The organism is Streptomyces spinoverrucosus (genome assembly GCF_006539505.1).
GTDB lineage: Bacteria > Actinomycetota > Actinomycetes > Streptomycetales > Streptomycetaceae > Streptomyces > Streptomyces spinoverrucosus.
In genome coordinates this window covers 1-12,183 of the sequence record NZ_BJND01000024.1, presented here as the reverse complement: position 1 = coordinate 12,183, position 12,183 = coordinate 1, and the positions used below count along the sequence as shown (strand labels likewise).

7 protein-coding genes and 1 tRNA gene are annotated in these 12,183 nt (G+C 70.9%); 4 read left to right on the top strand and 4 right to left on the bottom strand.

Features of this window, described 5'->3' with window-relative positions; all coding sequences use genetic code 11:
- Positions 1 to 152 precede the first annotated feature (152 nt).
- The 3 genes from SSP24_RS44935 to SSP24_RS17540 all read left to right on the top strand — a co-directional run bounded on the left by SSP24_RS44935 (position 153) and on the right by SSP24_RS17540 (position 6,265).
- Positions 153 to 4,010, top strand: coding sequence for a polymorphic toxin-type HINT domain-containing protein (locus tag SSP24_RS44935; RefSeq protein ID WP_141310515.1), 3,858 nt, complete (start codon positions 153 to 155; stop codon positions 4,008 to 4,010).
- Between the two features lie 85 nt (positions 4,011 to 4,095).
- Positions 4,096 to 4,863 carry a barstar family protein gene (locus tag SSP24_RS17545; RefSeq protein ID WP_141310514.1) on the top strand — a complete coding sequence of 256 codons (768 nt, stop codon included), beginning with the start codon at positions 4,096 to 4,098 and terminating at the stop codon, positions 4,861 to 4,863.
- A gap of 85 nt (positions 4,864 to 4,948) precedes the next feature.
- Positions 4,949 to 6,265, top strand: a complete 1,317-nt coding sequence (locus SSP24_RS17540; RefSeq protein WP_141310513.1) for an RNA polymerase sigma factor — start codon at positions 4,949 to 4,951, stop codon at positions 6,263 to 6,265.
- A gap of 37 nt (positions 6,266 to 6,302) precedes the next feature.
- On the opposite strand, the gene SSP24_RS17535 is transcribed toward SSP24_RS17540, so the two are convergent.
- From SSP24_RS17535 to SSP24_RS17520, 4 genes are all read right to left on the bottom strand, one after another.
- Entirely contained in the window at positions 6,303 to 8,231 is a 1,929-nt protein-coding gene (locus SSP24_RS17535; protein ID WP_141310512.1) for an ABC transporter ATP-binding protein, read from the bottom strand.
- Positions 8,231 to 9,964, bottom strand: coding sequence for an ABC transporter ATP-binding protein (locus SSP24_RS17530; RefSeq protein ID WP_141310510.1), 1,734 nt, complete (start codon positions 9,962 to 9,964; stop codon positions 8,231 to 8,233). The genes SSP24_RS17535 and SSP24_RS17530 overlap by 1 nt, the downstream gene beginning before the upstream one ends.
- A gap of 127 nt (positions 9,965 to 10,091) precedes the next feature.
- Positions 10,092 to 11,546 (bottom strand): xylulokinase, encoded by a 1,455-nt coding sequence (locus tag SSP24_RS17525; RefSeq protein WP_141310508.1) that lies wholly within the window; start codon positions 11,544 to 11,546, stop codon positions 10,092 to 10,094.
- 64 nt (positions 11,547 to 11,610) lie between these two features.
- Complete coding sequence (locus SSP24_RS17520) at positions 11,611 to 11,916, bottom strand: YtxH domain-containing protein (RefSeq protein ID WP_141310506.1); 306 nt, start codon at positions 11,914 to 11,916, stop codon at positions 11,611 to 11,613.
- Positions 11,917 to 12,074: 158 nt separating this feature from the next.
- On the opposite strand from SSP24_RS17520, the gene SSP24_RS17515 reads away from it, so the two are divergent.
- Positions 12,075 to 12,147 (top strand) — tRNA-Asn (locus SSP24_RS17515).
- Positions 12,148 to 12,183 lie beyond the last annotated feature (36 nt).

The following is a 12,183-nucleotide window of genomic DNA, read 5'->3' as shown; positions in this document are numbered from 1 at the left end:
CGAGTGGACAAGATCACGAGAGTCGGATTTCATAACGCGGCCTGAGAGTTGCCTGTGAAGGTCGGACAGGCGGTCGTAATCCGTTCACTCGGTACATGGGGAGACAGATGGTGAGTGTCAGACAGAGAGCCGTGCCCATGTGGCGCGGCTTGATGGCCACACTGATAGCACTGCTGATGGTCTTGGGGGCCGAGTCGCATCCCGCGGCGGCGGCCGTCGAGGACGAACCGCCGTTCGACAGAGCGGACGTCGTGGAGGCGTGGAAGTACGGCGGCCCGGGCGTGAAGGAGGCCGCCGCGGCCGCTCTGCTGGGGTCCGACGCGGACATCCAGACCTTCATGGTCCAGGACCTGCCGAACCTCTGGGAAGACGATCTGCGGGTGCAGGCCGCCCAGTTGATGGCGTTGGGCGGGCCCGGCGTGCGGGCGGCCGGCAGCACCGCGATGAGCGGGGGCGCCACGGAGCTGAAGGCGTTCCTGACCGACGGCTTCGTGCCCGCCTACGAGGAAGACCTGCGGGTGGAGGTGGCCACGGTGATGGCCACCGGGGGCCCGGGTGTGAAAGCGGCGGCCGGCGCGGCGCTGGACGGTACGGCGGACGACTGGGAGGCGTTCCTCCAGGACGGCCAGTACGCGGCTCGTGCGGACGACAACCGGGTGCAGGTCGCCCGCCTGCTGTCCACCGGCGGTACGAACGTGAAACTGCTCGCCGGTCAGGCGCTTGACGGCACGGACGAGGACGTCGAGGAGTTCCTGGACCATGGCTGGGAGATCGCGGCCGCCCGGGACCAGGAGACGCTGACGGTGGCTCAGCTGGCGGAGCTGGCCGACACGGCGCAGAAGCGGGCCGCCGCGCTGACGGAGAAGGCGAAGGAAGAGGCGGCCAAGGCCGAGGCGGCGACGCAGGCGGCCAAGGAGGCGGCGCTGGTCGCGGCGCAGGAAGCGCAGGAGGCCAAGGAGTCGGCGGGCAGGGCCGCGGCCGCGGCCTCCCGTGCGGCGGCGGCAGCCGACCGCGCGGCCCAGGCCGCCCGTACGGCCGTGGCGGCGGCCGCGGCGGCGAACGAGACGGCGCGGGTGGCGGCGACGGCCGCGGCTCAGGCGGCCTATGCCGCGAGCCAGGCCGGCGGTGCCGCCTCGGTGGCCCGGTCGGCGGCCGCGGCCGCCGCGGGTGACGCGGCTCAGGCATCGCAGGCCAGGCAGGCCGCGCAGAAGGCACGAGACGCGGCCAAGGGCGCCAAGAAGGCGGCGGCAGCCGCCGACCAGGCGGGTATCGCGGCCGACAACGCGGCGAAGGCGGCCGGAGCCGCGGCGAGCGCGGGTCTGAACGCCGCCGCGGCGGCCGCAGCAGCCGCGGACGCCGACCGGTGGGCCGGTGAGGCCGGTTCGCAGAGCACGAAGGCCGCCGAGGCGGCGGCGCGGGCCAAGCGGCTGGCGGACCAGGCGACCCGAGCGGCCGCCAGCGCCCGGACCAACGCCACCCAGGCCGCGACCGCGGCCCGGCAGTCCCGGGACGCGGCCAACGACGCGGCAGCGCACGCCGAGGCCGCCGCCACGGCGGCCGACAAGGCCGCCGACGAGGCGGGCAAGGCCGTCGACGCCGCCGCGGCGGCCACCGCCGCGGCCAACGCGGCGACCGAGTCGGCGAACAACGCCATGTCGGCGGCCGAGCAGGCGTCGACCGTGATCGACCTGGCCCGCAAGGCCGACGCGGAACGGCTGGCCCAGCAGCAGGAGGAGGCCGTCCTCGCGGCCGAAGAGGCCAACGCCGTCTACGAGAAGAAGCGGGCCGAGGAGAAGTACGAGATCGGCCGGCTGCAGGAGCTGGACGCCCAGACCAGGACACTGGTCGCGGAGGCCGCGGCGGCGTCGGACCCGGCGGTCACCACGGCCAAGGGCCGACAGGCGGCCCTGAACATGCTGGGCGGCGGCACCTGGGTGAGCGATGCCGCGGAGACCGCTCTGACCGGCGGTGACGCGGAGGTCGCCGAGTTCGTGCGCACCAGGCTGGCGGTGGCCCTCGAACAGGACGACCGGGCCAGCGTGGCGCACATCGCCGCGACCACCGAGATTCCCGCGCAGCAGCAGGCCGCCCTGGACGTGCTGGACAAGCCGATCGACCAGGTGCGGGAGTTCCTGCGCACCCGCGCCTACCCGGGCAAGGAGGACGACGACCGGGTCGCCGTGTCCAAGATCTCGGCCGAGGGCGGCCCCGGTGTGAAGGCCGCCGCCAGCGAGGCGCTGGACGGTACCGCGGCCGACGTTGCGGAGTTCCTGGAGGTCGGGCAGTACAAGGCCCGCGAGGACGACGACCGCGTGGCGGTCACCCAGGCCCTCGCCAGCGGCGGTCCCGAGGTCCAGGCGGCGGCGCAGGCCGCGCTGTCGGGTCCGCCGTCCGGACTGCGCACCTTCCTGGAGATCGGCCTCCACAAGGCCCGGCAGCGGGACGCCAACGCCGCCGCGCACATCGCCGAGGTCAACACCCTGCTGCAGGCCGCCTACAAGTCGGCGTCGCTCGCCCACAAGAACGCCGCCGAAGCCCAGAAGGTGGCTGCGGACGCCCGCAAGGACGCCGCGAAGGCCACCGAGTGGGCGAACAAGGCCAAGGCGTCCGCCGACGAGGCGAAGGAGTACTCCCAGCAGGCCGATGCCTCCGCCGACCAGGCCGCCCGGTCCGCGGCGGAAGCCGCCGAATCCGCCCGCACCGCCCGCAACGCGGCGGCCTCGGCCCAGAGCGCCGCTCAGTCCGCCGCACGCTCCGCCGAGAGGGCCGAGCACTCCGCCGCCGTCGCCGGGAACTACGCCTACCAGGCGGGCATCTCCGCCTACCAGGCCGGTATCTCCGCGGAAGCCGCCGGTAAGGACGCCACCGCGGCCGCCGCGGCCGAAACCGAGGCGATGCGGATCGCGGCCGACAAACTCGTGGCGGAACTGAAGGCCCAGATCCAGCAGGAGGCCCAGGAGGCCAGCAAGCCGCTGTCGGACGACGAGCTGCGCCGGTCCCTGGAGAAGCGGCTCGTCGAATACCGCAGCAATTACGTCATCGGCAACGAGGACTGGAAGTCCGGCGACGTCATGCTCGTCTGCGGCGGTGACGGCGCCGGCGGCATGGGCTGCATCCAGAGCACCTACCTCGACCGCCTCATCGCCTGGTTCGTGGGCGCCGAGGAGATCGAGAAGTGCCTCTCCGGCAAGTCCGTCACCTGCCTGGACGACCTCGCCCTCAGCGCTCTGAAGCTGAAGGTCCTCAAGAGGCTGCCCTGTGGGAAGAGCAGCTTCGTCCCGGGCACCCGGGTGCTGCTCGCCGGGGGCGACACGAAGGCCATCGAGGACGTTCGCGTCGGCGACCAGGTGCTGGCCACCGACCCCGAGACCGGGCGTACGCAGGCCGAGCCGGTCGAGGACACGATCACCAGTCGCGGCGCCAAGAACCTCGTGACGGTGTCGGTCCCCGCGACCGGTCCCGGGGCGACGGGAGCGGTCACCGCCACGGACAAGCACAAGTTCTGGGCGGCGGGCCGCGACCGCACGTGGCGCGAAGCGGGAGACCTCACGCGCGGCACCCGGCTGAGGACGGCTCAGGGCACCGACGTGACGGTCACCGCGGTGAACTCCCGGGCGGTCCCGGACCAGCGGGTGCACAACCTGACGGTCGCCGACCTCCACACGTACTACGTGATGGCGGGCGGCACACCGGTCCTGGTGCACAACGACAGGTGCCCCAACGGCCGCCTGTCGGACAAGCTGCCCAAGGGCATGACCAACGAGATCGCCGCTGCCTACGACCTCTACAAGCAGGGCAGGCTCGTGTCGCACGACACCTATCAGGGGCGGGAATGGCCGAAGTGGGAAGGGGCCCTGGAGTACGCGGTTCCCGGCGGGAGCGACAAAGAACGGATTCTGGTCAAGACCCTGCCGAACGGGATCGAGATAATCGGCTGGACATCGACTCACTACGAGAAGATCCAGCGCTTCACGGCCCCGCACTTCCCCGACTGGGGCTGGAAGAAGTAGGGACGTAGGAGCAAGGCCCGGCGGCGAGCCGAATGGACCTGGAGTATCGTCGCCGGGCGACCTCTCGAAGAAGAACGGACATAGCGTGAACGTCACGAGTTTCGACGACTCGAAGGGCATTCCGTTCCGTCTGGTCGACCCCCCGTCGGGGACCGTACTGCTGACGGCCGAGAAGGTCCTCGACTTCTTCGTCGCGCCCGACCAGGAGCCTGCGCCCCTGGTCACGTTCGCGGGGGTGCACCACCTCGATCCGGACCGCAGGAAGGCGGAGGAAGCCGAACTGCAGGTGGTCGACCACCGGGGGGAGACGATCGGGGAGTACTACCTCGGCAGGGTCAAGGCCGCCTACCAGCAGCCACCGGACGTCACCGGCGAGCGGCACCCGGATGTGCGTTACGACTTCTTCGGGTTCACGGAGGAGTATCCCCGGGCGGGGGAGATCTGGCGGATCTGGGCGGACGAACGCCCGGCGGAGCGCGGTGAATGGGCCCGCCTCCCCTCCGAGTGGCACGAGAGCTGGCTGCACGTCGTGCAGACCTCGTGGTTCACCCGAGACAGGCGGGCGACCCGCTACGGAACCGCCGCAACGGTGATTCTGGACGGCTCCGAGATCACCGGCAGGGACGCCTTCTACTGCGCCCTGGGAGAGGCGGTCAACGGGCCCAGGGGGTACTTCGGCTCCAACCTGGACGCCCTCTTCGACTGTCTCCGCACCATGCGGGGGGACGGGGCCGCGCCGTTCGACCTGGTGTGGCGGAACCACTCGGCGTCGCGTGACGCGTTGGGGGCCGACTTCACCGGCCGGGTGCTCGACCTGCTCAGGGAGTGCGGCGTAGCGGTGCTCACGGCCTGAGTAACCGCCCCGTCACGGACCGACCGCAAAAAGTCACCGCACGCCCCTCGTGGCGGAGATGTGTCTTACCCCACACTGGGTTCCGGTGCCTGAGTCCTCGGAGCGCGGCCGATCCGTCCCCCACGGGTCCTTCACCCCCGCGGTTCCGCTCATCGCGTACGGGACGGACAGCGGCGAGGCCGCCGACTCCGCCCCCCGAGCAGCGCTGCCGTACCTCTCAGCAGCGATCACCCTGGAGGTCGCCCCCGTGCAGACCCAGACCCTCATTCAGACCGACAGCCGTACGGACGGCGCGGAGCCGGACGCGGAGGCCGACGTGCTGGTGGCCGTGCCGCCGCAGAGCCGGGTCGCGCTCCACCCGGAGACGGAGACGGAGACCCCGGCCGAACCCCCGGCGGAGCCGCCCACCGAGCCGCCGGCGGACGCCGTCGAAGCGCCCGAGCCGGTCGAGCCCGTCGAACCGCCCGTCCCCGGCCGCGTCGACACCGGCGGCCCTTCCTCGGACCTGTTCCGCCAGTACCTGCGCGAGATCGGCCGCATCCCGCTGCTCACCGCCGCCGAGGAGGTCGAACTGGCCCGCCGGGTCGAGGCCGGTCTGTTCGCCGAGGAGAAGCTGAGCAACACCCCCGACCTGGACAGTCAACTCGCCCTGGACCTGGACCGGTTGGTCGTCATGGGCCGGGTGGCCAAGCGTCGGCTGATCGAGGCGAACCTGCGGCTCGTCGTCTCGGTCGCCAAGCGGTACGTCGGCCGCGGCCTGACCATGCTCGACCTGGTCCAGGAGGGCAACCTCGGCCTCATCCGCGCCGTCGAGAAGTTCGACTACGCCCGCGGCTACAAGTTCTCCACCTACGCCACCTGGTGGATCCGCCAGGCCATGTCCCGCGCCCTCGCCGACCAGGCCCGCACCATCCGCGTCCCGGTCCACGTCGTCGAGCTCATCAACCGCGTCGTCCGCGTCCAGCGCCGCATGCTCCAGGAGCGCGGCTACGAGCCGACCCCCGAGGAGGTCGCCGCCCACCTCGACCTCCCGCCGGAGCGCGTCAGCGAGGTGCTGCGCCTCGCCCAGGAACCGGTCTCCCTGCACGCCCCGGTCGGCGAGGAGGAAGACGTGGCCCTCGGCGACCTCATAGAGGACGGCGACGCCACCTCGCCCGTCGAGTCGGCGGCGTTCCTGCTGCTCAAGGAGCACCTGGAGGCCGTGCTGTCGACGCTGGGGGAGCGGGAGCGGAAGGTCGTACAGCTGCGCTACGGCCTGGCGGACGGCCGCCCGCGCACGCTGGAGGAGATCGGCCGCATCTTCGGGGTGACGCGGGAGCGGATACGGCAGATCGAGTCCAAGACCCTCAACAAGCTCCGCGACCACGCCTTCGCGGACCAGCTCAGGGGCTACCTGGACTGAACAGGGGCCGCCGCCACGGCGGCGGCCCCCGCCCGTCCTAGTCGACCTCGGCCACCGCCTGCGCGAACTGCGCCTTGTACAGCCGCGCATAGGCACCGTCCGCGGCCAGCAGCTCGGCGTGCGCGCCCTGTTCGACGATCGACCCGTTCTCCATCACGAGGATCGTGTCCGCGTCCCGGATGGTCGACAGCCGGTGGGCGATGACGAACGACGTCCGCCCGTGCTGGAGTTTGGCCATCGCCTTCTGGATCAGCACCTCGGTGCGGGTGTCGACCGACGACGTCGCCTCGTCCAGCACCAGGATCACCGGGTCGGACAGGAACGCCCGCGCGATGGTGATGAGCTGCTTCTCACCGGCGCTGACCCCCGTGCCCTCGTCGTCGATCACGGTGTCGTAGCCGTCGGGCAGCGTCCGGATGAACCGGTCCGCGTGCGCGGCCCGCGCCGCCTCCTCGATCTCCCCGCGGGTGACCTCCCGCGCGGCCCCGTACGCGATGTTCTCGGCGATGGTCCCCCCGAACAGCCAGGTGTCCTGCAGCACCATCCCGATACCGGACCGCAGCTCGTCGCGGGACATCGTCGCGATGTCCACCCCGTCGAGCGTGATCCGCCCGCCGGACACCTCGTAGAATCGCATCAGCAGATTGACCAGCGTGGTCTTCCCGGCGCCCGTCGGCCCGACGATCGCCACCGTCTGCCCCGGCTCCACCGTCAGCGACAGATCCTCGATGAGCGGCTTGTCGGGGTCGTACCGGAAGGACACCCCCTCCAGCGCCACCCGCCCGCGCAGCTCCTCCGGCCGCACCCCCGGCACCGGATCCGCCGACTGCTCCTCCGCGTCGAGGAGTTCGAAGATCCGCTCGGCGGAGGCCACCCCGGACTGCACGAGGTTCGCCATCGACGCGATCTGCGTCAGCGGCATCGAGAACTGCCGCGAGTACTGGATGAAGGCCTGCACATCACCGATGGACAGCGAACCCGAGGCGACCCTCAGCCCGCCGACCACCGCGACGAGCACATAGTTCAGGTTCGACACGAACATCATCAGCGGCTGCATGATCCCGCTGTTGAACTGGGCCTTGAACCCCGCCTCGTACAACGCCTCGTTCTCCTCGGCGAACTGCCGCGCCGACTCCTCCTGCCGCCCGAACACCTTCACCAGCGTGTGCCCGGTGTACATCTCCTCGATGTGCGCGTTCAGCTTGCCGGTGGTGCGCCACTGCTGCACGAAGTGCGGCTGCGACCGCTTGCCGACGTACGTCGCCACATAGAGCGACAGCGGCACCGTCACCAGCGCGACCAGCGCCAGCAGCCAGGACACCCAGAACATCATCGCCAGCACACCGATGATGGTCAGCAGCGAGTTGATCAGCTGGCCCATCGACTGCTGGAGCGTCTGGCCGATGTTGTCGATGTCGTTCGTCGCCCGGGACAGCACCTCGCCGCGCTGCCGCTTGTCGAAGTACGACAGCGGAAGCCGCGACAGCTTCGTCTGCACGTCCTCGCGCATCCGGTACATCGTCCGGTTGACGGCCCGGTTCACCAGCCGCGTCGCCACCGCCATCAGCAGCCCGGCGACCATGAACACGACGAGCGCGAGCAGCAGTACGTTCCCCACCGCGTCGAAGTCGATGCCCTGGCCCGGCGTGAAGTCCGTGCTGCGGAGCATGTCGGCGATGTCGCCGTCGCCGCGCTGGCGCATCGCGTCGAGGACCTGCTCCTTGGTCTGCCCGGCCGGCAGCTCCCGTCCGATGATGCCGGCGAACACCAGGTCGGTCGCCTCGCCGAGGATCTTCGGCCCGATCACCGACAGGCCCACGCTGACCACCACGCACAACAGCAGCACGTAGATGGTCAGCTGCTCGGGCCGGAACTGCGCGACGAGCCGCCGGCCCGACACCTTGAAGTCCAGCGAGCGGTGCTCGGGGCCGGTCCCGGCCATCATCCGCCCCATCGGACCGGCCATCAGGCAGCCTCCGCTTCCGTCAGCTGGGAGAGCACGATCTCCCGGTAGGTCTCGTTGTCCGCCATCAGCTCGTGGTGCCGGCCGGTGCCGACGACCCGGCCCTCGTCGAGGACGACGATTCGGTCGGCGTCCCGGATGGTGGCCACCCGCTGGGCGACGATCACGACGGTCGCCTCGGCGGTCTCCCGGGCCAGCGCCGCCCGCAGCGCCGCGTCGGTGGCGTAGTCGAGGGCGGAGAAGGAGTCGTCGAAGAGGTAGATCTCGGGCCGCTGCACCAGCGTCCGCGCGATGGCGAACCGCTGCCGCTGACCGCCGGAGACGTTGGTGCCGCCTTGCGCGATCGGCGCGTCCAGCCCGCCCTCCAGCCCCTCCACGAAGGGCTTGGCCTGCGCCACTTCAAGCGCGTGCCACAGCTCCTCGTCGGTGGCGTCCGGGTTGCCGTACCGAAGGTTGGTGGCGACCGTGCCCGCGAACAGGTACGGCTTCTGCGGCACCAGTCCGACGGTCCTGGCCAGCACCCGCGGGTCGATCGTCCGGACGTCCACCCCGTCGACCAGCACCTCCCCGTCCGTGGCGTCGAAGAGCCGTGGCACCAGTCCCAGCAGCGTGGACTTGCCGCTGCCGGTCGAGCCGATCACGGCCGTCGTCTCGCCCGGCCTTGCGAGAAGGTCGATGGCCTTCAGCACCGGCTCCTCGGCACCCGGGTAGCGGAAGCCGGCCCCGCGGATCTCCAGATGCCCGTGCCGGCGCAACTCCCGGACGGGGGTGACCGGCGGGACCACGCTCGACGAGGTCTGCAGCACGTCCTGGATCCGCTCCGCGCACACCTCCGCACGCGGCACCATCATGAACATGAACGTGGCCATCATCACGGCCATCACGATCTGCATCAGATAGGCGAGATACGCCGTCAGATCACCGATCTGCATCCCGCCGCTGTCGATCCGGTGCGCGCCGAACCACACCACCGCGATCGACGACAGGTTCACCACCGTCATCACGATGGGGAACATCAGCGCGAGCATGTTTCCGGTGCCCAGGGAGATGTCCGTCAGCTCGGTATTGGCCTTCCGGAAGCGGTGTTGCTCGTACTCGTCCCGGACGAAGGCGCGGATCACCCGGTTGCCGGTGATCTGCTCGCGCAGCACCCGGTTCACCGTGTCCAGGCGCTCCTGCATGGCCCGGAACAGCGGCCGCAGCCGCCGTACGATCAAGGTCACACTGAGGCCCAGCACGGGCACCACGGCGACCAGTACCCCGGACAGCGGAACGTCCAGGCCGAGCGCCAGCACGATGCCGCCCACGCACATGATCGGCGCCGACACCATCAGCGTGAACGTCATCAGGGCCAGCATCTGGATCTGCTGGACGTCGTTCGTGGTCCGCGTGATCAGCGTGGGCGCGCCGAAGTGGCCGACCTCACGGGCGGAGAACGACTGCACCCGGTCGAAGACGGCGGCCCGCACGTCCCGGCCGAGCGCGGCGGCGGTGCGAGCGCCGTAGTACACGGCACCGATGTTGCACACCACCTGCGCCAGCGAGATGCCGATCATCAGGGCGCCGAAGGACAGGATGTAACCGGTGTCACCGTTGATGACACCGTTGTCGATGATGTCGGCGTTCAACGTGGGCAGATAGAGGGTCGCGCAGGTCTGCAGGAACTGCAGGAGCACGAGGAGGGCGATGGGTCTTTGGTAGGGCCGGAGGTAGGTTCGCAGGAGTCGTATGAGCACGCTGGTCTCTCGGAGTCGGCGGTCGGGGCGGGTTGGTTGCCCCTGGCCCCTATCGTCGAACACTCCACCCGCGTTACCTCAACCGATTAACCCAACGGGGGTTGCCGCTCGCTCACCGGTTCGCACCCTATGACCGAAACGCTCCCGGGTGGGTCTGCTCCCGCACTGACACGTACTGCTGCCGCACCGCCTGCCCCACCGCCAGGTCCTCGCCGGGTTCGAGCACCTGCGCGAACGCCCCCTGCCAGGCCGGTGGGGTCCGCGGATCGAGGGTGCCCTGGGACACCCCGAGCGCCCAGGCCGCCTGCCGGGCAGCACCGATCGCCGCGTAGTCCGCGGGCTGCGGTACGACGACCTGCGCCCCGAACAGCGAGGGCGCCGAGGCCTGCACGGCCGGCAGCTCGGCCGCCGCACCCAGCAGGAAGACCCGCCGCACCTCGACCCCACGCCCCCGCAGCACGTCGAGCGCGTCCGCGAGCCCGCAGAGCATGCCCTCGAAGGCCGCCCGTGCCAGATGCTCCGCCTTCATCGACTCCCGCCGCAGCCCCGTCAGCGTCCCCGCGGTGTGCGGCAGCGCGGGCGTGCGCTCACCCTCCAGATAAGGCAGCAGTACGAGGCCGTGGGAGCCCGGCGTCGACTTCATCGCCAGGTCGGACAGGCTCTCCAGGTCGGGCAGCCCGAGCAGCTCGGCGGTGCCGCGCAGGGTGCGCACGGCGTTCAGGGTGGTGACGACCGGCAGGTGCATGCCGGTGGCGTCGGCGAGGGCGGTGATCATCCCGGTGCCGTCCTGGAGCGCCTCGGGGTGCACGGCCATGACCGACCCGGAGGCGCCAAGGGAGACGACCGCGTCCCCGAAGCCCAGGCCCAGCCCGAAGGCGGCGGCCATGGTCTCGCCGGTCCCGGCGGAGATCAACAGTCCCTCCGGCGTCGTACCGGCCGCGTCGGACGGCCCGATCACCTCGGGCAGCATGACCTGGTGACCGAGCGCCAGCTCGACCAGGTCGGGCCGGTAGCCGCCGGCGGCGGCGGACCAGTACCCGGTCCCCGAGGCGCCACCCCGGTCAGTGGTCCGCCGGACCGGCCGGCCCAGCAGCTGCCACACCAGCCAGTCGTGCGCCTGCAAAAGTACGGCGACCCGCGCCGCGTTCTCGGGTTCGCTCTTGGCGAGCCAGCGCAGCTTGGTCACCGGCTGGGCGGCCTGCGGCACACAGCCCACGGCCTGCGCCCACGCCTCACGTCCGCCCAGCGCGTCGATCAGATCGGCCGCCGCCACCTGCGCCCGCTTGTCCCCGCCGACCAGCGCGGGCCGTACGGTGCCGCCCTGCGCGTCCAGCGGCACGACCGCGTTCGCTTGCGCGGACACCCCGATGGCCTGCACACCTTCCAGCAGCCCACCGCCCGCCGCCTCGCCCAGGGACAGCAGCCAGGCCTGCGGATCGACGTCGCTGGGGCGACCGCCGCCCTCGGGGGTCTCCACCGGGTGCGGGGCATAGCCCTGCCTGAGTACGGCTCCCGTGTCCGCGTCGCAGACGACGATACGAGTGAATTCGGGCGAACTGTCCAGCCCGGCGACTATCCCCATGCCTCAAATTCTGCCGTAGCGCGGCGCCGGCTTGGACCGCGGAGACCGTAGGGGTTCGTGAGGTCTATGTGTTGCTCGTGCCCCAGTCGTCCTCGGGGGTGCCGTTGATGTTGCGTTCGCGCAGGGAGCGGACGCGGTGGGCCACCGAGTCGGGCACGCGGTCGCCGACCTTGTCGCTGACCGTGTGGTACGCCTTGCCGGCGTACCGGCGGCCCTGCATGGCGGCCGTCTCGGCGGTGTTGCGGACGGCGGGGTTCTGCGCGACCTGACGCGCGGCCCTCTTCAGCTGCTCGTAGCGCTCGCGTCCGGCTCGCGTGCCCAGCACGTAACCCAGAGCGAGTCCGACGACGAACGTGAGCCGGTAACGCATGGCGGCCACCCTTCCCTTGCGTAGGTCCTCTGGCGCGGCCTGGAGCCGGGGGGAACCGATTGGCGGAGCACCCCCCTGCTTGCGCTAATGTATGTGTCGCAGCGAGCGCGCGCCCTCTGGCGAATACCCAGGTAGGTGCGTTCGATGCAACGAGGCATTCCTCCGTAGCTCAATTGGCAGAGCAGCCGGCTGTTAACCGGCAGGTTACTGGTTCGAGTCCAGTCGGGGGAGCTCGGTCCTCCGTAGCTCAATTGGCAGAGCAGCCGG

Excerpts from the sequence above, each read along its gene's own strand:
- SSP24_RS44935 (WP_141310515.1), top strand. The coding sequence starts at position 153 with ATGGCCACACTGATAGCACTGCTGATGGTCTTGGGGGCCGAGTCGCAT.
- SSP24_RS17535 (WP_141310512.1), bottom strand. The coding sequence starts at position 8,231 with ATGGCCGGTCCGATGGGGCGGATGATGGCCGGGACCGGCCCCGAGCAC.
- SSP24_RS17525 (WP_141310508.1), bottom strand. The coding sequence starts at position 11,546 with ATGGGGATAGTCGCCGGGCTGGACAGTTCGCCCGAATTCACTCGTATC.
- SSP24_RS17520 (WP_141310506.1), bottom strand. The coding sequence starts at position 11,916 with ATGCGTTACCGGCTCACGTTCGTCGTCGGACTCGCTCTGGGTTACGTG.